This window comes from Baekduia sp., assembly GCF_035318805.1.
GTDB lineage: Bacteria > Actinomycetota > Thermoleophilia > Solirubrobacterales > Solirubrobacteraceae > Baekduia.
Map to the genome: position 1 here is coordinate 136994 of NZ_DATHDY010000016.1, position 20852 is coordinate 157845.

Here is a 20852-nt window from a genome sequence, read left to right on the forward strand (position 1 = left end):
GAGGGCCAATCTAGTGCACCGCGGACCGCGCCCGCAACGCGGCCCGCGGGGTACGCTAGATTCCGGCGATCGTCGACCGAGACGCCCTGGTCAGGCCCCACGCCCGAGCGGCTCGGGTCCAGCGCGACACACGCAAGGAGAGCTCCTGACCATCCTGCAGCCCCGCAGCCTCGACGACGCGCTCGCGGTCCGGGCGCAGCGACCCGACGCCGTGGTCGTGGCCGGCGGCACGGGGGTGCTGGTGGAGCTCAACCGCGGCCTCGACGTCCCGGCGCTGCTGGACCTCTCGCGCGTCGCCGAGCTGCGCGAGAGCACCACCGTCGACGACGGCGCCGCGGTGCGCCTCGGTGCGACCACGACCTACACCGACGTCCTCGAGCACCACGCCGCCGCGCTGCCCGGCCTCGCCGCCGCCGCCCGCACGGTCGCCTCCCGCCAGGTCCGCAACCGCGCGACGCTTGCCGGCGCGCTCGTCCTCGGCGATCCGTCCGGCGACGCCCTGGCGGCGCTCGGTGCCGCCGACGCGACCGTCGAGGTCGCGGGCCCCCACGGCATCCGTCACGTCGTCGCGAGCGCGTTCGTCACCGGTCCCGGCGCGTGCGACCTCGGGCCCGACGAGCTGGTCACCGCCCTGATCGTCCCGGTCGCCGACGGCCCGACCGCCTACGCCAAGGCCGGCGCCCGCAACGCGATGGCGCGCGCGGTCTGCGCGGTGGCGATCGAGCTGCACCCCGTGGCGCGGACCGCCACGGTGTGCGTCGTCGGCGCCGCGCCGACCGCGATCCGCCCGGGCACCGCCGAGGCGCTGGTCGCGGACGCGTGGGACGAGTTGGACGACCGGGTGCTGCGCCGCTTCGGCGCCCTCGTCGCCGAGGCCGTCGACCCGCTCCCCGACGCGCGCGGCTCGTCGGGCTACCGTCGCCACGCGGCCGGCGTGCTCGCCACGCGCGCGCTCGACCGAGCCTGGGACGCGCTGTGAGGCTCGAGGTCGACGGCGTCGTCCACGACGTCCCCGACGCGCTCGCCGGCCAGAGCCTGCTGCGCGTCCTGCGCGACGTCCTGGGCGTCACCGCCGCCAAGAACGCCTGCGAGCAGGGCGAGTGCGGATCGTGCACCGTGACGATCGACGGCGAGGTCGCCTGCGCCTGCCTCGTGCTCGCCGCCCAGGCCGACGGCGCGACGGTCGAGACCGCCGCCTCGCTCGCCGCCTCCGACGGGACGCTCCATCCCGTGCAGCAGGCGTTCCTGCGCGCCGGCGCCGTCCAGTGCGGCTTCTGCACGCCCGGCCTCGTCGTCGCCGCCGCCGACCTGCTGCGCCGCAACCCCGACCCGAGCGACGCCGACATCCGGGAGGGTCTCAACGGCAACCTCTGCCGCTGCACGGGCTACCAGAAGATCGTCGACGCGGTGCGCCTCGCCGCGCAGGAGGGCTCAGCATGAGCATCACGACGATCGAGGGCTGCGCGATCGCGACGGTCGACGACGCCCGCCGCGAGATCGCCGCCGGCCACCTCGTCCTCGACGGCGATCGCATCGTCGCCGTCGGCGAGGGTCCCGCGCCGGTGCAGTGGAAGGCCGACCACCGGATCGACGCCTCCGGCAAGCTCGCCACGCCGGGCCTCGTCAACTGCCATCACCACCTGTACCAGTGGGCGACCCGCGGCTACGCGCAGGACGCCACGCTGTTCGAGTGGCTCGTGGCGCTCTATCCGGTCTGGGCGAACATCGACGACGCGACCGTCGCGGCCACCGCGCGCGCCGGGCTGGCGGCGCTGGCGCGCTCGGGGTGCACGACCTCGACCGACCACCACTACATCTTCCCCCGGCACGCGGGCGACCTGCTCGCGGTCGAGATCGACGCCGCGCGCGCGATCGGCGTGCGCTTCCACCCGTGCCGGGGAGCGATGGACCTCGGCGTCAGCGCCGGCGGCCTGCCGCCCGACGCGATCGTCGAGGACCGCGACGCGATCCTCACCGCCTGCGCGGAGGCAATCGACCGCCACCACGACCCGTCGCCCGGCGCGCGCGTGCGCATCGCGCTGGCGCCGACCTCGCCCTTCAGCGTCAGCCGCGAGCTGATGGTCGAGACCGCCGAGCTCGCCCGCCGGCGCGGGGTCCGGCTCCACACGCATCTCGCCGAGACCGACGACGAGGAGCGCTTCTGCCTGGAGCGCTTCGGCGTGCGGCCGCTGCAGTACCTCGACGACATGGGGTGGTTGGGCGACGACGTCTGGCTCGCGCACTGCGTGCACCTGAACGCCGACGAGACCGCGCGCATGGGGGCGACCGGCACGGGCGTCGCCCACTGCCCGACCTCCAACGGGCGCCTGGGCGCCGGCATCGCCCCCGTTCCCGCGCTCCTGGCGGCCGGCGCGCCCGTCGGCCTGGGCGTCGACGGCGCGGCGTCCAACGAATCCGGCGAGCTGGTCGACGAGCTGCGCGCCGCGCTGGTCCTGGCACGGGCGAAGGCGGGCCCGCGGGCGCTGACCGCCCGCCAGGCCCTGGAGCTGGCCACGCGCCATGGCGCGCGCTGCCTCGGCCGCGACGACGAGCTGGGCCACCTGTCGGTCGGCGCGCTGGCCGACGTCGCGCTGTGGGACCTCAGCGACCTCGGCTACGCCGGGATCGCCGACCCGGTCTTCGCCCTCGCCTTCGGGCCGCTCCGGCCGGTCGACCTGCTGGTCGTCGGCGGCGAGGTGATCGTCGAGGACGGCGAGCTGCGCACCGCTGACCCGCTGACGCTCGCCGCGGACCTCGCGCGCGAGAGCCGGCGCTTGGCCAAGGCGGCGCCATGAGCCCGCAGCAGGGCGACCACGCCGCGCTGCTGCGCGAGCGCGACGAGCTCGTGCGGGGCCGCGGCCTGGTCGGCGAGCGCCTCGCACGCAGCGACGGCCCGGCGAAGGTGGCGGGCGCCTTCGCCTACTCCTCAGACCTGCACGTCGACGACATGCTCTTCGGCGCGACGCTGCGCAGCCCGCACGCGGCCGCGCGCATCCGGTCGGTCGACACCGCCGCGGCGCGGGCCATCCCTGGCGTCCGTGCGGTGCTGACCCACGCGGACGTCCCGGGCCACCGGCTCGTCGGCAGCGTCATGCCCGACCAGCCCGTGCTGGCGATCGACCGCGTCCGCCACCACGGCGAGCCGGTCGCGATCGTCGCCGCGGACGATCCCGCGACCGCCCGCCGCGCGGCGGCGACCATCATGGTGGACTACGCGCCCGAGGCGCCGCTGACCACCGTCGAGGCGGCGCTGGCGCCCGGCGCGCCCGCACTGCACCCGGGTGGCAACGTCGTGCGCAGCGTGCCGATCGTGCGCGGCGATCCGGACGCGGCCGCCCCGGTGGTCGTGCGCGGCCGCTACGAGGTCGGCATGCAGGACCAGGCCTTCCTCGGGCCCGAGTCGGGCCTCGCGATCCCCGACGGCGAGGGCGGCGTGGAGCTGCACGTCGCGACGCAGTGGCTGCACGCCGATCGCGACCAGGTCGCCGCTGGCCTCGGCCTGGCGCCGGAGCGCGTGCGGATCGTGCTGGCCGGAGTCGGCGGCGCGTTCGGCGCCCGCGAGGACCTGTCGATGCAGCTGCACGCCTGCCTGCTCGCGCTGGCCACGGGGCGGGCCGTGAAGATGTCCTACCTGCGGGAGGAGTCGTTCGCCGGCGGGCACGTCCACCGCCATCCCGCGTGGATGGAGTACGAGCACCGGGCCGGCGCGGACGGCCGGCTCGTCGTGGTGCGCGCGCGGCTCTGGCTCGACGGCGGCGCCTACGCGTCGAGCTCGTCGGCGGTGATCGCCAACGCCACGACGCTTGCCGTCGGCCCGTACGCGGTGGACAACGTGGACGTGCTCGGCGTCGCCGTCTACACCAACAACCAACCGTGCGGCGCGATGCGCGGGTTCGGCGCGGTGCAGGTGGCCGTCGCCTACGAGGCGCAGATGGACCGCGTCGCGCAGGCCGTGGGGATCGACCCCGTGGAGCTGCGGCGGCGCAACGCGCTCGCCGAGGGCGGGAGGCTGCCCACGGGCCAGGCGATCCGCGGGCCGGTGGCGACCGTCGAGCTGCTCGATCGGCTCGCAGCGCTGCCGCCGCCGGTCGACGCCGAGGACGACGCGGGGCTCCGCGATCCCCGCACGCTCCCCGGCAGCACGTTCGGCGCGACCCTCGGAGAGGGCGTGCGCCGCGGCGTCGGCTACGCGGTCGGGTTCAAGAACATCGCCTTCTCGGAGGGCTTTGACGACCCGGCGTCCGCCCGGGTCGCGCTGATGGTCCGCGACGGCCGCGCGGTCGCCGAGGTCCACACCGCGGCGACCGAGGTCGGCCAGGGGGTCCTTGGCGTGCAGGAGCAGATCGTGCGCACCGAGCTCGGCGTCGCCGACGTGCGCGTGCTGCCGGCCGACACCGCCGTCGACTCGGCCGGCTCGGCGTCCGCCTCGCGCCTGACGTGGATGGTCGGCGGCGCGGTGCGCGCCGCCTGCGCCGCCGTGCGGACGCGGGTGCTCGAGCGCGCGGCTCACGCCCTCGGCGGCACGGACGGCGCGGTGCTCGCGCTGCGCGACGGCCACGTGCTGCGCGACGGCGAGCCCGCGTTCCCGCTCGCCGAGCTGCTCGCCGGCGCAGAGATCGAGGAGACGCGCACCTACCGCCACGACCCCACCGAGGAGCTCGACCCGCTCACCGGCCAGGGCGACTCGCACGCGGGCTTCGCGTTCGTCGCGCACCGCGCGACCGTCGACGTCGACGTCGAGCTCGGCCTCGCGCGCGTCGTGGAGCTGGCATGCGCGCAGGATGTCGGCCGGGCGATCAACCCCTTGGCCTTGGAAGGCCAGCTCGAGGGCGGATCGATCCAGGGCCTCGGCCTCGCGCTGACCGAGGAGCTGCTGGTGGCCGGCGGCATCGTGCAGAACCGCAGCTTCGGGAGCTACCGGATCCCGACGATCGTCGACGCGGCGCCCGTGCCGACGATCGTGCTGGAGCTCGGCGATCCCGCCACGCCCTACGGCCTGCGCGGGGCGGGGGAGATGCCGGCGATCTCCGCGACGCCCGCGATCCTGGCGGCGTTGCGCGCGGCGACGGGGCTCGCGCTGACGCGCGCGCCCGTGCGGCCCGAGGATCTTGTTGTAGGCGATGAACGGAGCGGACGATGACGGTCGAGCTGTCGCGGGGCACGCTGGGCCACGGCTACACGGTGGTCACGCCGGCCAACCACTACCCGAGCCGGCTGCCGGAGCTCGGCGACCAGCCGGTGGTCAAGCTCGTGACGCCGCGGATGGCGCCGTCGCGGATCGGCGAGTACCTCGTGTCGCTGTCGGCCGGCGGCGGGACCGTCCGCACCGTCGAGGCGGGCTTCGAGACGTTCGTCTACGGCTTGGACGGCACGACCGTGCTGCTGGCCGACGGCGCCGAGCATCCGCTGGGGCCAGGCGCGTTCGCCTACGTGCCGGAGTCGACGGCGTACGACCTGCGCGCGGGCGCGACCGCCGGCCGCGTCCTCGTCGTCAAGCGCCGCTACGAGGGCCACCCGGGGCACGACGCCCCCGCGGCGATCTCGGGCCACCGCGACGACGAGCCCTTCGCCGAGACCGCCGTGCCCGGCTTCACCCGTCGCGAGCTGCTGCCGGTCGGCGACCCCGCCTGGGACTTCAACATGTCCCTGCTGCGCTTCGCGCCCGGCGTCGGCCTCGACAAGATCGAGGTCCACGACGAGGAGCACGGCCTCTACATGACCGAGGGCGGCGGCACCTACATGTTGGGCTCCGAGGCTCACCAGGTCGCCGACGGCGACTTCATCTACATGGCGCCGTACTGCCCGCAGGGCTTCACCGCCGGGCCCGGCGGTCCCGCGGAGTACCTCCTGTACAAGGATGTCTGGCGCGACGGGTTCTCGGCGCCGGTCGATTGAGCTCCCGCGCTCCGGAGTACATTGACCGGCATGGAAGACCAACAGATCAGGGATCGCATCGAGGCCCTCGAGGCCGAGGAGAAGCAGCTCCGCGCCCAGGAGGGTGCCGCGGCCGAGACCGGGCACGACGACCTGATCGCCGCCGACGCCGAGCGGCTCGCCCACATCAAGGTCCAGCTCGACCAGCTCTGGGACCTCCTGCGCCAGCGGCAGGCCAAGCGCAACGCCGGCGAGGATCCCGAGAGCGCGCAGCTGCGCGATCAAGGCACCGTCGAGGACTACCTCGGCTGACATGGCCGTCGAGCGCCCGATGGCCGGCCGTGTCGTGCTGGTCACCGGGGCGGGGAGCGCGGCCGGCATCGGCCTCGCCTGCGCCCGCTGGCTGGGCCACCAGGGCGCGGGCGTGGCGATCACGTCCACGACACAGCGCATCGAGGACCGCGCGCGCGAGCTGGCGGCCGAGGGCGTGCACGCGACCACGCACGTCGGCGACCTCACCGATCCGGCCACGGCCGTGCGCATCGTGGCCGAGGCGGCCGCAGCCCACGGCGGCCCGGTCGACGTCCTGGTGCACGCGGCCGGCATGGTCCAGCAGGGCGTCGACGTCGGGTCACCTGCGGTCGTCGACACGACGCCCGAGCACTGGCGCCTGGACCTCGCGCTGAACCTCGACACGGCGTTCCACACCGCGCACGCGGTGCTGCCGGCGATGCTGGAGCGCGGCCACGGCCGGATCGTGTTCGTCTCCTCGGTCACGGGTCCGCTGGTCACCGCCCCGGGCGCCGGCGGCTACGGCGCGGCCAAGGCCGGCGTCGACGGGCTCATGCGCGCGATCGCGCTGGAGGGCGGACCGCACGGCGTGACCGCCAACAGCGTCGCGCCCGGCTGGATCGCCACGGCCTCGGCGCCGGCGGCAGAGCTGGAGGCGGGGCGCCACACCCCAGTGGGTCGCCCCGGCCGGGCGGACGAGGTGGCGGCGGCCGTCGCCTTCCTGGCCTCCGACGGCGCCAGCTACGTGACCGGCCAGTCGCTCGTGGTCGACGGCGGCAACACGATCCAGGAAGTGCATTAGGAGCTTCGCGCCGCGAGCCGCGCGACAGCCAGCCGGCTGTGGACGCGCGGCGCTGACCTGTCGAGACTCTCCGAGCGCGCTGGCGTCCAGGTCGCCACCGGCGAGCATGCGGACGCAGACGGCCCACCATCACCTCGGGGACGATGGCTCCGGTAGGAGGAACAAATGTCTTCCAGACTCGCGAAGGCACTGGTGTTGGGGGCGACGGTTCTCACGGCCATCGGGTCGGCGTCGTCCGCGTCGGCCGTGAACTGGTCAAGCAATGGATCGCCGTCCCCGGGGACCTCGTTTGCGGCTCCGGGTGGCTTGGGACTGAGAATCCACGTCACGAATCCGTCGCATGTCGTCGGGCTCGTATGCGGATCCGGGCAGGTGTCGGGCAGGCTCTTCGGCCCCGCCGGACCGGTCAACACGGGTCCGTGGAACGACGTGGCCACTCTGCGACCGACCTTCACCGGGTGCGCGCAGGCAGGCCAAACCGCGACGGTGACCTGCCAGGAGGCACATCTCGACGCGGTCAGCCAATCCTGGTTCGGGACGCTGATCACGGGCACCGTCCGTGGCATCAGCTGCACGGTCACGGCGCTGGGCTGCGTCGCCTCGGTCACCGGGAACCTCAGCAACAGCACCTACGACAACGGGTCGTACATCCTGGCGCTCAACGGGACGACCGGCATGAGCGCGAGCTGGAGCGCGAACATCCCGTGCCGCACACTGTACGGCCTCACAACGACAGGGCCGGGCAGCGCGCCCGCGACGTTCAACACGACGACGGGCTTCCAGTCGTTCACGGTGAACACGTCGTTCAAGCCGAACATCCAGCACAACTAGCCGCCGTACGGACGGGACTGGTGAGGGCTTTTGGGTTGAGGCCCTCACCAGTGCCACGAGCAGACCTACTGGCCCGACAGCCGCGCGAGCGTCCCGGCCAGCACGGCGACGCCGCGGTCGAGCTCCTCGGGCGAGGTGTACTCGTCGGGGTGGTGCGAGACGCCGCCGCGGCTCGGCACGAAGATCATGCCGACCGGCACGCGCCGGCCCATGATCATGGCGTCGTGGTACGCGCCGCTGATCATCGTCCGCGCCGTCAGGCCCAGCTCGGCGGCCGCCTCCTGCGCCGCGGCCACGACCGCCGGGTCCGACTCGACCGGCACGTCCTCCACGATCTCGGCGAGCTCCAGCTCCAGCCCGCGCTCGGCGGCGATGGCGCGCGCGTCCGCGACGATCGTCGCGACCACCTGCTCGCGCGCCGCCGCGTCGCTGTCGCGGACGTCCACGTCCAGCTCGACCGTCCCCGGCACCACGTTGATCGCCCCCGGCCGCGCACGCACGACGCCGACCGTGCCGACCGTCGTCCCACTCGAGGACGCCCGCGCGATGCGCTCCACCGCGACGACCGCCTCGGCGGCGCCGACCAGCGCGTCGCGCCGCAGGTCCATCGGCGTGGCGCCCGCGTGCGTCGCGGCGCCGCGGAACGTCAGCCGGAAGTCGTGCGGCGCGGCGATCGCGCCGACGACGCCGATCGGCTCCCCGCCCGTCTCGAGCACGATGCCCTGCTCGATGTGGAGCTCGACGAGCGCGTGGACCGTCGCCGGATCGATCCGCGCGTCCTCGACGCGGTCGGGATCGAAGCCGGCGCTGCGGAGCGCGCCGGCCATCGTCACGCCGTCGCGGCCGCGCAGGCGATCGAGGTCGGCGCGCGACAGCTCGCCGGCGGCCGCGCGCGAGCCGACGCATCCCGTGCCGAAGCGCGGCTCCTCGCCGGCCCAGGCCACGAGCTCGATCGACCGGCGCGGGACGAACCCCGCCGCGCGCAGCGCGTGCACCGCCTCGATCGCGCCCAGCACGCCAAGGACGCCGTCGTAGGCCCCGGCGTTCAGCGTGGTGTCGACGTGCGAGCCGGTCAGCACGACGGGCGCCCCCGCGTCGGTGCCCGCCCACCGGCCGAACAGGTTGCCGACGGCGTCGAGCCGGGTCTCCAGCCCCGCTTCGCCCATCCACTCGACGACGCGCCGCAGCGCCGCCGCGTAGGTCGGCGTGTAGATCTCCCGGGTGATCCCGCCCGCGGCGACGTCGTCGTTGAACGTCGCCAGCTCGGCGATGGCGGCGTGCAGGCGGCCGGGAGCGTCGGTCACCGGCGGCACGCTATACGCACGCAGCGTTGCCCGGCGCACCTCGGCCTGGAACGATCGCGCGATGCGCTCCGGAGCCCCTCGCGCCCTCGTCCTCGGCGTCCGACTCGCGGTCCTTGTCCTGGTCCTCGCTCTCGGGGCCGGCCTCGCCTACGGCCGCAGCGGCAGCGGCGGGGTGGATCGGATGACCGGCGGCGGCGGAGCCGACCAGCTGCTCGGCCTCGGCGGCAACGACGTCATCAACGGCCTCGGCGGCGCCGACCGTCTCGCCGGCGGCGACGGCAACGATCGCATCGAGGGTGGTCCGGGCGCCGACACGATCGACGGCGGTGATGGCGACGACGACGTCGACGGCGGGCCCGGCAACGACGCGATCGTCGAGCAGGGCTACGGGGATGATCGGCTCGCGGGCGGCGACGGCGACGACGTCATCAAGGGCAACCGCGGCAGCGACCGCATCTCGGCGGGCCCGGGCAACGACCGGGTGTACGGTGGCACCGGCCCCGACACGATCGACTGCGGCCCGGGCGAGGATGTCGCGTACTACAACCTCCAATCCGACCGCGCTCGCATGACGGGCTGCGAGACCAAGCTCGAGGAGGAGGCGGACGCCAAGGGCGTCGTGTACTGCCCCGGGGGTGGCACGGACGCCGCGGAGCGTCTCGTCGGCGACGGCGGCGACGACACCTGCCGCGCGGGTGGCGGGGACGACGAGCTCGAGGGCGGCGGCGGCAACGACACCCTCGTCGGCGGCCCCGGCAACGACGTCATCGCGGGCCGCACGGGCGCTGACCAAATCGACGGCGGTGCGGGCGACGACAAGATCACCGGGGACCGCGGGCGCGACACCATCGACGGAGGCCCTGGCAACGACGAGATCAAGGGCGGCTACGACAACGACGTCATGCACGGCGGATCTGGCAACGACGTCATCCGCGGATCCTGGAGCGACAGCGACCGGATCGACTGCGGGCCGGGCAGGGACACCGTCTACTACCGGCCGAGCCGCACCAAGGTCACCAACTGCGAGGTCAAGAAGAAGCTGTTCTGATCGGTGCGGGGCGTGCTGGGGCGCGGGCGCGGCGTTCGTGGTCGACGCGGTCGTGACCGTCGCGGTGACGCTGAGATCGTCAAGTCCGCCGGCGTCCACATCAACCTGCTCGCCGGCCTGGGCATGCAACAGGGGAGCCGGATCGGGGCGGGGCGCGGTCGATCTGCCGCCGACGGCACATCACCCTCCATATTGGAGGGCAGGGTGCCATCCGTCGCCGGCGGGGCCAGCGGTAGCCCGACGGCGCGCGCGCCCGGGGTGCTGGGCGGGCGGTTCCTGGCGGCGGCGTCGGTCACGGCCCTGACGCTACCCGCGCGTCGCGTCGGACTCTCGCGGGCATCATGATCAGGTCCATGACCCCCGCCCGGATCGCCATCGCCTCCGCTGTGCTGCTGGTCGCCGGCATCCTCCTGGCCGCGATCGGCACCTCCACGACGGTCGACGCGGCCGGCGTGGCGGTGGGCGGCGTGGGCGCGGTGGGCCTCGTCGCGGCGGCGTTCTTCGCGGTCGGCGAGGGCGAGGACCGCCAGCGCGCGAAGGACGACGCGGCGCGCGGGCGCCGCCCCGGACCGTAGGGGTCGTCACCTCCGGCGGTGTGGGAGCGTTGGACGGCCATGAGCCTCCGCGTCCTGCCCGTCGCCGCGCTCGCCGTGCTCGCGTTCACCGCGAGCGCGCGCGCCGACTTCGGCCCGCCCGTCGAGGTGGCGCCCGGCCTGGCGACGGCCTCGGTCGCCGCGGCGACCGACGCGGCCGGCACCACGTCGGCGATCGTCACGGGCACCGGCGGGCCGTGGCTGGTGTCGCGGCCGCGCGGGGCGGAGTGGCCGGCGCCGCAGGCGTTCCCCGGCACCGCGGCCGGGTCCCGCAGCATCGTCGGACCGGTCGTCTCGGCGGCGGGGCGCGGCGCGCTTGCCGTCGCGTGGCGGATCGACCGGCCGCGCGCGTACGGCGGGATCGGCGTGGCGGTCCGGGATCCCGGCACCGGCGCGCTCGAAGCGCCGGCGACGATCGCCGACGAGACCGCCGGCGGGGTGCGCCATCCGGCGATCGCGATCGACCGAGCCGGCGACGCGGTGTTGGCCTACGACACGGGCACGAACGCGGCGCACCTGAACGTCGCGGGCGGGATCGCGGTCGCGCTGCGTCCCGCGGGACGGCCGTTCGGCGAGCGGCGGATCGTCGAGTCCAGGCTCTCGGGCCCGCCGGCGGTCGCGATCGCGCGCGACGGCCGCGGAGTCGTCGCCTGGAGCCGCTCGCGTCGCGTGTACGCCGTGACGGTCGACACGGTGGCCGGCACCATGGGCGCCGTGAAGATGCTCTCGGGCGCCGCCGGCGTGTCGTCGCTGGTCGCCGCCGCCGGCCCCGGAGGCGCCGCGACGGTCGCATGGGTCACGCATCGCACGACCGTCACCGGCCGCCGCTCGCGCTCGAGCTACTGGATCGCGGTGGCCCGCCGACCCGCCGGCCACCAGTTCGCGGCGCCCGTCGCCGTCGGCAAGGGCGCGACGTTCGTGCGCGACGTCGCGCTGGCCGCCGACGAGGCCGGCACCGCGACGCTCGCCTGGACGCCGATGACCTTCGGCCGCGACCACAGCGTCGGGATCAACGGCATCACCACGACGACGCGCACGGCGACGGCCGCGCCCGGCCGGCCGTTCGCGGCGCCCCGCGTGCTCGTGCCCGCGGGCGACGCGAGCTGCACGACGCCGTCGATCGCCGCGGCGGCCGGCCGGACGGCGCTGGCCTGGGCCTGCGTGCGCCACGACGGCCACCAGGAGTTCCAGGCCGCCGTCGGCGCCCCGGACGACAGCGTGCCGTCGACGATCACGACGACCGACCGCGCCGCCCCGATGATGGGCTCCATCGCCAACGTCGTGGCGACCCTCGACGCCCAGGGCACCGCATCCATCTTCCTCGTCCGCGCCGACCCGGTGACCTCACCCACGCCGGGCATCGAGCACATCATCGGCGTCATGGGCGACTGACGAGGGAGGGGCGACCCCGTACACCCGTCGCGCTAGACTCCGCGCCCCTTGGCTGGGTAGCTCAGCTGGCTAGAGCGCACGACTCATAATCGTGAGGTCCGGGGTTCGAGTCCCCGCCCAGCTATGTGGTGGATTTGCAGGGCTTTTGGCGCCTTTCGCAGCGTCAGTAGAGGCCCGAGATGGCCGGAGGGAGCACCTGGCTGCTCCTAAGGTCTGGTCCATCGCGCAACCGCCTTTGCCCTCGGGCGCCGCTCGCCCGGTCGGCAGCTTCGGGTGGCCGGGCGACCGGCCAGCGGTGTCGACGCTGAGCGCCATTCGGACTACGCTTGGCCCGTCGAGACCCGACCGAGTAGGTGCCACATGGCCAAGAAGAGCGCAGTCAACGGGAAGGCCACCCCGAAGAGCGCGGACGGCTCGACGGCGGGCATCTCGAAGAAGGAGTTCGAGCGGCAGCTGGCGCTCCTGCAACTCGAGCTGGTCAAGATGCTCGACTGGATCCGCGAGAGCGGCCATCGGCTCGTCGTCGTGTTCGAGGGTCGTGACGCGGCGGGAAAGGGCGGCACGATCAAACGCGTCGTCGACCCACTCAACCCGCGTTTCTGCCGGGTCGCTGCGCTTCCGGCGCCCACGGAGCGGGAGCGGACGCAGTGGTACTTCCAGCGCTACGTCGCTGAGCTTCCCGCGGGCGGCGAGATGGTGCTGTTCGACCGGTCCTGGTACAACCGGGCCGGCGTCGAACGTGTCATGGGCTTCTGCAGTGACGAGGAGTACTGGGAGTTCCTCCGCGCCGTGCCTGAGTTCGAGCGCATGCTGATCCGCTCGGGCATCCAAGTCGTCAAGTACTGGTTCTCGGTCAGCGACGAGGAGCAGGAGCGGCGCTTCCGGGCCCGCATCGGGGACCGCAGCAGACGCTGGAAGCTGTCGCCCATGGACCTGTACTCGCGCAGCAGGTGGGTCGAGTACTCCAAGGCCAAGGACCTGATGATCGAGCACACCTCGACGCCGGAGTCGCCGTGGTACGAGGTTGACGCCGATCTCAAGCGGCGGGCCCGCCTCAACTGCATCGCGCACCTGCTGTCGCTCGTCGACTACGAGGAGGTGGTGCACCCGGAGATCGAGCTCCCTGCGCGCCAGGAGGACCTCGGCTACCGGCGGCCGCCGAAGGGATCACTCAACTGGATCCCGACGCCGTACTGATCGGCGGCCGGCGCCGACCGGCGAGCGGGGGAGGCGGGTTGGAGGGCGAGGCCCACTCACCATAGAAAAGCCGCGTACGTGATCGTTACAGTCGCGGCCATGCCATACGGTCGGACCGTTCCGAGCGGGCGCCCTTTGCAGATCGTGATGATCGCCCACGCCTTCCCTCCGACGATGGGCGGCGTCGAAACGCATTTGGCCGATCTCGCACGCGCGCTGCAGCGGCGCGGCCATAACGTCGCTTGCCTTGTAGGGGGCCACCAGGACGTCGACGAGATGCATGCTGGAGTGGCGGTGCATCGTCGCGCCGCGATTGCTCCGGGCGAAATGATCCGGGCGCGCAGCCGCGTGGGGCTGCAGGACGGGATCTCCCGGGTCGTTGTCCAGGTGCTCGATGCCGCTGCTCCCCAGGTCGTGCATCTCCACAACGCCCACCACTTTGGCACCGAACTCGCGGAGGCAGTCTTCCGAGCGGCGGCGCACCACGGGTCTGCCCGGCCGGCGCTGGTGAACAGCGTTCACGACCACACCGGCGAGCATCTGTGCCCGAGCGTGGTCGAGCTTCCGTGGGACCACCTGATCTATGTGAGCGACTTCATGCGTCGAGCGCTGCCGAGTTCACGGCCGTCGTCGACGTTGCTGCTTGGCATTGATGTTGATGCGTTCGCCACTGCCGGAGCGCCTCACCAAGCGCTCGCCGCCCTTGAGCCGCCGGTGGTCTTCCATCCGGCGCGGCTGTTGCGCTGGAAGGGCGTCGAGGTGGGACTTGAGGCCTTCTTGCTGCTGCGAGCCGCGCTAGGTCGGGGATCCCTGGTGCTTTGCATGAGCGAGCAGATCGTCGGTGATCGCTTGGAGATCGCGTCGCTGCGCGAGGAGTTGCGGGCCACCGCGCGTCACAGGGGCGCCGAGGCCCACGTCCATTTTCACGATTTCCCACGCGATGAGATCGCGGCCGCATATCACGCCAGCGACCTCGTGTGGTACCCGACGCTCGAGGACGAGCCCTACGGGTTGGTACCGCTCGAGGCGATGGCCGCCGGCGTCCCGCTGATTGTGAGCGACTCGGGCGGGATGACTGAGACCGTGCAGCCCGGTGTCACAGCACTGGTGGTGCCGAAGGGCGACGCGGGCGCACTCGCTGAGGCTGCCCTGCGGATACTGCGCGATGAGCCCCTGCGCGCAAGCCTCGTCACTGCCGGGCGCCGGCACGTCACCAACTTCGCGCTGCAGCCGTTCGTGTCCCGCGTCGAGGCCCTCTACGGCCGCTGCGTCGGCGCGCGAGAGGCATCTTAGTGCCAGCCCCTGACGCCGCCCGTGCCATCGCGCTCTCCGAGTACGACAGCTTGCGGAGCGAGATCAACAACCGCACGACCCTTGCTTATACCCTCATCTCGCTGCAGCTGGCGGCGGTCGGTGGCGGCCTCTCCGTGCTCACAAAGCTGCCAGATGTGCTGCTCGGCTTGGCGGCGGTCTCATGCTTCCTATGGCTGTTTTGGGTTGACCACGCGGGTGCGGTCTACAAACTCGCCAGTTACGTCGCGCTCACGCTCGCGCCAATGCTCAGCGGCACCGCGGGCGAGGCGATGCTCGGCTGGGAGTACTTTCTGCGGCGCATCAATAAGGATCGCGACACGGCTCGTGTGACCCTCTACGGCGAGCACGCAACGGATCAGCCTGCCTACATTCAGTCGACGACGGCCGCCGATCGCTACACGATGCTCCTCTTCGGCGTTCCCCCGCCGATCTTCATCGTGGCCTACCTGGTGACGCTCCTGGGGCGGGAACACCACCGCTCGACCCTCGTCGTTTGGCTCTCAGCCGCCGCTGTGTCGCTGCTCTGGCTGTTCGCGGTTCGCCGCTTTCTCGGATTTCGGCAGATGGTCAAGAACATCGGCGACGCGATCCTCAGCCGCGGCGAGCCGGGTCAGGGGCCGCCGCCGGCGAACGATGCTTCCGCCTGAGGGCCGGCGTACCTCGTCGCCGGGCGCACTGCGGCGGTGGGTCGCCGCCCACACCGACGACCGGGCGATCCGGCTATTGCGCGCCGCCGCGTATCGTGCCACCGCGGTTCTCCACACGGAGGATCACAACCCGGCGACGAATGGCGAGTTGCGCGTTCTGCGCTGCCTCGCCTCGGACGCGCGAGTCCTGCTGGACGTTGGTGCTCATGACGGGGCCTGGGCGTTGACGGCGGCTCAGGCTTGTCCTGAGGCCGTCATTCACTGCTTGGAGATCGCGTCCCCTACGCGCGCTCTGTTGCGCGAGCGCGTCGGCCATCACCCGCGCATCGTGGTGGCCGACCACGGTCTCCTTGACACGTCCGGCATCACGCGCGTCAAGTACTACCGCGGCGACGATCGTTTGTCGTCGGTCGTCGACTACCCGCATGGGTACACGGGCGACTGGCTCGAGGAGCGTGTAGAGACGGGCGATCAGTACCTCGCGCGGGCGGGCCTCAACCATGTCGACCTGCTGAAAGTCGACGCCGAAGGAGCCGACTTGCGTGTACTGCACGGCTTCGACGAGGCGCTCAGTGACGGTCGAGTTCGCGCGGTGCAGTTCGAGTACGGGTATGCCGGCGTGCTGTCCGGCGCGCTGCTCGAGCGCTTCTACGCGCTGCTCGAGCCGCGTGGCTACGTCATCGGTCGGGTGCTGCCCGAGCGAGTCCTATTCCGGCAGTATCGGCTCAGCGACGAGCGCTTCTTCGGCCCAAACTTTCTTGCCGTCCGACGCTGCGACGACCTCTGGCGCCTTGTGGAAGGTGCCTCACGCCGCAGGTGACGCGCCGCCGCCTCGTCACGCAGCTCGTGTGGAACGCGCCGACGCTGGCGGAGACCGCGGATCACGCCCTCGATCATCGCCGGGAGACCCTCCGCCTCACGCCTGCGCGTCCAACCCCCGCTGGACGAACCGCATCGTCTCCTCGAACACGCCCGCGGGGATCTGGTCGGTGTCACCCCACAGGATCCAGCGCAGGCCGATCATCTCGCCCACGCCCATCAACGCCCACGCCAGCACCTCGGGGTCGCCGGTCGCGACCTCGCCGCTGGCCATCGCCTCTTCGAGGCCGTGGGCGTAGCCGGCCACGATGCGCTCGTAGTGCAGGCGCAGCGCCCGAGGCGAGACGAACTCGGCCTGGCGGATCACGCGGTAGAGGCCGGGGTGCTCGGCGGTGAAGCGGAAGAACGCCTGGAACCCGAGGCGTTCGGCCTCCGCGCGCGTCCGCCCGCCCGACGCCGCCTCGGCCATCGCGTGGCGCACGCGCCGGTTGAGCTCCTCGACGAGCTCGTCGAAGATGTCCTGCTTCCCGGCGAAGTACAGGTAGAACGTCCCGGGCGCGACGCCCGCGGCCTCGGCGAGCTTGACGATCGAGGCCTCGTGGTAGCCGAGGTCGGTGAAGACCTGCTCGGCCGCTTCGAGCAGGCGCGTCCGGGTGCGGGCGCCGCGCTCGGTGCGAGCGCCCCGCGGCGTCGCGGTGCCGTCGGCACTGCCAGGGACCCGCGTGTCGCTCAACGCGTCCTCCCCAGCGAGAAGCGCTCGCGCAGCTCCATCTTGAGCAGCTTGCCCGACGCCGAGCGCGGAAGCTCCTCGGCGAAGCGCACGACGTGGGGCGCCTTGAAGGCGGCCAGCCGCCGGCGGCAGTGGGCGAGCAGGTCCTGCTCGTCGAGGCTCGTGCCGGGGCGCACCACGACGATCGCGACGCCCACCTCGCCCCACCGCTCGTCGGGTACGCCGATCACCGCGGCGTCGGCCACGGCCGGATGCTCGTGCAGGGTGGCCTCGACTTCGGCGGGATAGACGTTCTCGCCTCCCGAGATGTACATGTCCTTGAGTCGGTCACGGATACGATAGAAGCCCTCGGCGTCGCGCTCGGCGATGTCGCCGGTGTGCAGCCAACCGTCGCGCACGCTGACGCGCGTGCCCTCCGGGTCACGCCAGTACCCCGCGAAGACGTTCGGTCCCCGGACGAGCAGCTCGCCGCTGCCGCGACCGTCGATCAGCGTACCCGACGTGGGGTCCGCGAGCGCGACGTCGACGTGCGGGTAGGGCTTGCCCGCCCAGCCGAGCCTGCGCATCGCGTCCTCCGGTGGCAGGCACAGGACGTTGGGGGACGCCTCGGTGAGGCCGTAGCCCTGGAGGATCTCGACCCCGCGGTCGCGCCAGGTGCGCAGCAGCGGCTCGGGCATCGGCGCGCCGCCCACGATCGCCCGGCGCAGGCTCGAGAGGTCGGCGTCGCCGAAGCGTGGCTCGCCCGCCATGAACAGGTAGTTGGCCGGCACCCCCATCATCGTGGTGATCCGCCTCCGCTCGATCAGCTCGAGAGCGCGCGCGGGATCGAACCTCGACTCGAGCACGACCGTCGCGCCCTTCCACCACGCGAGCAGCGGCTGGACGTTCCAGCCACCGACATGGAATTGCGGGAGCACCTGGAGGACCACGTCCGTGGCGCTCAGGTCAGCGGTGCGATCGAAGCTGAGGTTGGTCCAGAAGCAGTTGCGGTGGGTCAGCCGCGCCCCCTTGGGGCGGCCGGTGGTGCCGGACGTGTAGAGCAGCAGCAGATCGTCGTCGTTCGCAGGGACGTTCGGCGGAGTCGTCGCACCGGGCTGCGCGAGCGCGTCCAGCTCGCCGCGCGCGAGCGTCAGCCGCCAGGGCCTCGACGCGGCCAGCGCCAGCACGGCGTCGGCGAGCGAGTCTTGCTCGGGCTCGACGAACAGCGCGGCGGGCTCGGCGTGCACCAGCTGGTAGGCGAGCTCCGCCGGTGCCAGGCGCCAGCTGAGCGGCGCCAGCACGAGCGCCGCCTTCGCGCAGGCAAAGAACAGCTCGACGTGCTCGGGGCGATTCCCGGTCAGCGAGGCGACGCGGTCGCCCTGGCGCAGACCGAGCCGCACAAGCGCGTCCGCCAGCCGCTCCGAGCGCGCGTCGAGCTCGGCGTAGGTCGTGCGCTCGCCGCAGTGCTCGATCGCGATCCGCGCCGGAGTGACCGATGCCCGGTCACGGACCCAGCGTCCGAGCGTGAGCTCGCCGGCGGATCGGCTTCTCCCGTGCCGGCCGCTCTCGGCTGATGCAGCGCGCGCCGATGCCGTCATCGCACAAGCGTAGGTGGGGACGCCAAGGGGCGCCCCCACCCCAGCTGATCCGCGGTGCATCTCACTGCGCTGCCTGGAACGTCATGCTTCTGGCGGCGTCGCCCATGTAGAAGCCGCTGAAGCCCTTCAGGAACCCTGGGGTGGTGGAGCTCACCTTGGAGATCCCGCTCATCCGTGAGGCAGGGCCGAGCCGCGGGGTGTAGTCGAGCGGGGGCACGAGACCGCCGAGGTCGACCTTGCCGAGGTGGAGCTTGGCGTCGAGGATCCCCGCGCGCGTGAGGTCGCCATTGGCGATCGCCTTGCGCAGGACGGCCGTCTCCATCTTCGCTTGCGAGTACCCGTACATGAAGTAGTAGTCGGGGATCTGCGAAGGAGCGAACCGCTTCTGATCGGCCAGGAACTTCGCCATGCCCGGCACGCTCATGTCACCCCATTGCGCCTCGTAGCCGAGCACCCACACGTTGGACCCGAGCGCCTTGGCGACGGCGGTGGGCTTGCCGCCCGTGGTGCCGTCGGACGTCATCAGGAACCCGGACCACGCCGGCCCCTGGAACACCCATGTCGGGTTGTAGCCCTGCGAGGCGCCCGTGCCGACGATCGTCGAGGACACGCTGGGAGTGGCCACGACGAACACGTACCGCGCGCCTGCCGAACGCATCTTCTGCACCTGCGCGGTGAGGTCGGTGTCGCCGACCTTGTACGTGGTCTCGCCCACGCTGTTGAGGTGGTACGCCTTCAGGCCCGCCTGATAGCCGCGCAACCCGTCCTCGCCGTAGGCGTCGTTCTGGTAGATGATCCCGACCTTGGCGTTCTTGCCGCCCTTCTGCTTGGCGATGTAGTCCAGCGCGTTGGCGTTGTCGATCGCGTAGGGCGTGCCGATCACCGCCATCATCGGATCGGTGACGAGCGACGAGTCCTGCGCGGCGGCGCCGATCAGCATCTTCTGCTGGGTGGCGAGCGGTTGGATCGCCTTGGTCGTCGGGCTGCCCAGCGACTGTGCGATGAATGCCACGTTGCCGGCGATGCGGTTGTAGGCCTGCACCTCGGTCTGGGGGTCGTACTTCGTGTCCTGCTCGATGAGCTTGACCTTCCAGCCGTCGACTCCGCCGGCGGCGTTCACCGCGTGGAAGTAGGTCTCCTGGCCGGCGGTCAGCGGCTTCCCGATCGCCGCCACCGGCCCGGACAGCGGGCTGAGGACGCCGAGCGAGATGGTCTTCGTCTTGGCGTCGACCCCGGGGCCGGTCTTGACCCCTGCGCCTCCGCCGGAGCCTCCGCCGCCGCTGGAGCCGGTCCCGCACGCAGCGAGGCCGATTGCGATCGTTCCCGCCGCGCAGACCGCAGCCAGCGGGCGCATCTTCACCCTGCCCATGTTGCCTCTCCCGTCTCGATTGCCTGGGCTTCCTGTGACAGCCTTCCGCCCTCGCCGGCACCCCCAGCGACGCGCGCCCACAGCGACGCGACACGGCGGCCGAGCCCGACGACCCCGTGCGGCTCCAGGACGACGAAGGCGATGATCAGCACCCCGTAGGCGATCGACGTGATGTCGTCGATCGGCAGCCCGCCGGACGAGGATTGCGGGATCAGCGACTGCAGGACCGAGGGCAGCGCGAAGATCACGATCGAGCCCAGCAGGGCGCCCCAGACCGTGCCGATCCCGCCGACGATGATCGCCGCGACGTACTGGACCGAGAGCAGCAGGCTCCACTGGCCGGGGGTGGCGAACGACAGGTACGAGGCGTACAGCGCGCCGCTCACGCCCGTCAGGAACGACGAGATCACAAAGGCGTTCATCTTGGTGCGGGCGAGGTCCACTCCCATGATCGCCGCCGCGATCTCGCGGTCGCGCACCGCCTGCATCGCGCGTCCCGGCCGGCCGCGCGTGAGGTTCCAGACGAAGAGCATGGCCGCCGCCAGGATGATCAGCGCGAGGTAGTAGTAGAGGCCGTTGTGGTCGATGACGAGCCCGCCGAGCGTGAGCTGCTGCCCGGCTGAGAAGTCGAACGAACCGAACGTGACCGGCGGGAACGAGCGCCCGCCGGGGCCGCCGGAGATCGCTGCGACGTTGAACCAGATGTGCTGCCCGATGAAGACCAGGCCGATCGTGACGATCGCGAGGTAGAGGCCGCGGAGGCGCAGCGCCGTCGGCCCGACGAGCGCCCCGCAGAGGGCCGCGACCACGCCTGCGGCCGGCAGCCAGATCGCGGCGGTCAGATGGTCGTTTCCTCCCAGGACTGCGGCCGTGTACGCGCCCACGGCGAGGAAGAACGCGTGCCCCAGCGAGATCTGGCCCGTGTAGCCGGTGAGGACGTTGAGCCCGAGCGCGCCGATCGCCGCGATCAGCACGAACGTCGCGGTGGTGAGCTGGAAGGCGTTGAGGCCGAACGGGAGCACGATCGCGAGGATCGCGACCGCGAGCACCGCTGCGCTCTTCGC

The 20852-nt window shown here is 72.6% G+C and carries 20 protein-coding genes and 1 tRNA gene; 16 read left to right on the forward strand and 5 right to left on the reverse strand.

All coding sequences use genetic code 11. From position 1 onward, the window contains the following. The first annotated feature begins 154 nt into the window (after window positions 1-154). The 8 genes from VK501_RS03585 to VK501_RS03620 all read left to right on the forward strand — a co-directional run bounded on the left by VK501_RS03585 (window position 155) and on the right by VK501_RS03620 (window position 7798). The gene (locus tag VK501_RS03585) at window positions 155-979 is read left to right on the forward strand and encodes an FAD binding domain-containing protein (RefSeq protein ID WP_349260969.1); all 825 of its coding nucleotides are present in this window, start codon (window positions 155-157) and stop codon (window positions 977-979) included. Then, entirely contained in the window at window positions 976-1440 is a 465-nt protein-coding gene (locus VK501_RS03590) for a (2Fe-2S)-binding protein (RefSeq protein WP_324334723.1), read from the forward strand. Before VK501_RS03585 ends, VK501_RS03590 begins: the two co-directional genes overlap by 4 nt. Next, on the forward strand, window positions 1437-2795 hold the full coding sequence (locus VK501_RS03595) for an 8-oxoguanine deaminase (protein WP_324334725.1): 1359 nt from the start codon (window positions 1437-1439) through the stop codon (window positions 2793-2795). Before VK501_RS03590 ends, VK501_RS03595 begins: the two co-directional genes overlap by 4 nt. Beyond that, a complete protein-coding gene (locus VK501_RS03600) occupies window positions 2792-5140 on the forward strand; it encodes a molybdopterin cofactor-binding domain-containing protein (RefSeq protein ID WP_324334727.1) in 2349 nt (782 codons plus the stop codon). Before VK501_RS03595 ends, VK501_RS03600 begins: the two co-directional genes overlap by 4 nt. Continuing rightward, entirely contained in the window at window positions 5137-5895 is a 759-nt protein-coding gene (locus VK501_RS03605; protein ID WP_324334729.1) for a hypothetical protein, read from the forward strand. The genes VK501_RS03600 and VK501_RS03605 overlap by 4 nt, the downstream gene beginning before the upstream one ends. 30 nt (window positions 5896-5925) lie before the next feature. Beyond that, the gene (locus VK501_RS03610; protein WP_324334731.1) at window positions 5926-6186 is read left to right on the forward strand and encodes a DUF2630 family protein; all 261 of its coding nucleotides are present in this window, start codon (window positions 5926-5928) and stop codon (window positions 6184-6186) included. Between the two features lies 1 nt (window position 6187). After that, complete coding sequence (locus tag VK501_RS03615) at window positions 6188-6967, forward strand: SDR family NAD(P)-dependent oxidoreductase (protein ID WP_324334733.1); 780 nt, start codon at window positions 6188-6190, stop codon at window positions 6965-6967. A 486-nt stretch (window positions 6968-7453) separates the two neighbouring features. Beyond that, a complete protein-coding gene (locus VK501_RS03620; RefSeq protein WP_324334735.1) occupies window positions 7454-7798 on the forward strand; it encodes a hypothetical protein in 345 nt (114 codons plus the stop codon). A 65-nt stretch (window positions 7799-7863) separates the two neighbouring features. Here VK501_RS03620 and VK501_RS03625 read toward each other — a convergent pair whose 3' ends face one another. Then, window positions 7864-9102 carry a M20 family metallo-hydrolase gene (locus VK501_RS03625; protein ID WP_324334737.1) on the reverse strand — a complete coding sequence of 413 codons (1239 nt, stop codon included), beginning with the start codon at window positions 9100-9102 and terminating at the stop codon, window positions 7864-7866. A gap of 61 nt (window positions 9103-9163) precedes the next feature. On the opposite strand from VK501_RS03625, the gene VK501_RS03630 reads away from it, so the two are divergent. The 8 genes from VK501_RS03630 to VK501_RS03665 all read left to right on the forward strand — a co-directional run bounded on the left by VK501_RS03630 (window position 9164) and on the right by VK501_RS03665 (window position 16113). Then, window positions 9164-10150, forward strand: coding sequence for a calcium-binding protein (locus VK501_RS03630; RefSeq protein ID WP_324334739.1), 987 nt, complete (start codon window positions 9164-9166; stop codon window positions 10148-10150). 353 nt (window positions 10151-10503) lie between these two features. Continuing rightward, entirely contained in the window at window positions 10504-10725 is a 222-nt protein-coding gene (locus tag VK501_RS03635) for a hypothetical protein (protein WP_324334741.1), read from the forward strand. A 39-nt stretch (window positions 10726-10764) separates the two neighbouring features. After that, a complete protein-coding gene (locus tag VK501_RS03640; protein ID WP_324334743.1) occupies window positions 10765-12135 on the forward strand; it encodes a hypothetical protein in 1371 nt (456 codons plus the stop codon). Between the two features lie 50 nt (window positions 12136-12185). Continuing rightward, a tRNA-Met gene (locus tag VK501_RS03645) sits at window positions 12186-12259 on the forward strand. Between the two features lie 236 nt (window positions 12260-12495). Next, entirely contained in the window at window positions 12496-13332 is an 837-nt protein-coding gene (gene ppk2, locus VK501_RS03650; RefSeq protein WP_324334745.1) for a polyphosphate kinase 2, read from the forward strand. 144 nt (window positions 13333-13476) lie between these two features. After that, on the forward strand, window positions 13477-14625 hold the full coding sequence (locus VK501_RS03655) for a glycosyltransferase family 4 protein (RefSeq protein ID WP_324334840.1): 1149 nt from the start codon (window positions 13477-13479) through the stop codon (window positions 14623-14625). After that, entirely contained in the window at window positions 14625-15293 is a 669-nt protein-coding gene (locus VK501_RS03660; RefSeq protein ID WP_324334746.1) for a hypothetical protein, read from the forward strand. The genes VK501_RS03655 and VK501_RS03660 overlap by 1 nt, the downstream gene beginning before the upstream one ends. Next, a complete protein-coding gene (locus VK501_RS03665; protein ID WP_324334748.1) occupies window positions 15280-16113 on the forward strand; it encodes an FkbM family methyltransferase in 834 nt (277 codons plus the stop codon). Before VK501_RS03660 ends, VK501_RS03665 begins: the two co-directional genes overlap by 14 nt. 96 nt (window positions 16114-16209) lie before the next feature. Here VK501_RS03665 and VK501_RS03670 read toward each other — a convergent pair whose 3' ends face one another. From VK501_RS03670 to VK501_RS03685, 4 genes are all read right to left on the reverse strand, one after another. After that, a complete protein-coding gene (locus tag VK501_RS03670) occupies window positions 16210-16845 on the reverse strand; it encodes a TetR/AcrR family transcriptional regulator (protein WP_324334750.1) in 636 nt (211 codons plus the stop codon). Next, window positions 16842-18419 carry a long-chain fatty acid--CoA ligase gene (locus VK501_RS03675; RefSeq protein ID WP_324334752.1) on the reverse strand — a complete coding sequence of 526 codons (1578 nt, stop codon included), beginning with the start codon at window positions 18417-18419 and terminating at the stop codon, window positions 16842-16844. Before VK501_RS03675 ends, VK501_RS03670 begins: the two co-directional genes overlap by 4 nt. Before the next feature lie 61 nt (window positions 18420-18480). Next, window positions 18481-19788 (reverse strand): ABC transporter substrate-binding protein, encoded by a 1308-nt coding sequence (locus VK501_RS03680; RefSeq protein ID WP_324334754.1) that lies wholly within the window; start codon window positions 19786-19788, stop codon window positions 18481-18483. Further along, complete coding sequence (locus VK501_RS03685; RefSeq protein ID WP_324334756.1) at window positions 19776-20837, reverse strand: branched-chain amino acid ABC transporter permease; 1062 nt, start codon at window positions 20835-20837, stop codon at window positions 19776-19778. The genes VK501_RS03680 and VK501_RS03685 overlap by 13 nt, the downstream gene beginning before the upstream one ends. Between the last annotated feature and the right edge of the window lie 15 nt (window positions 20838-20852).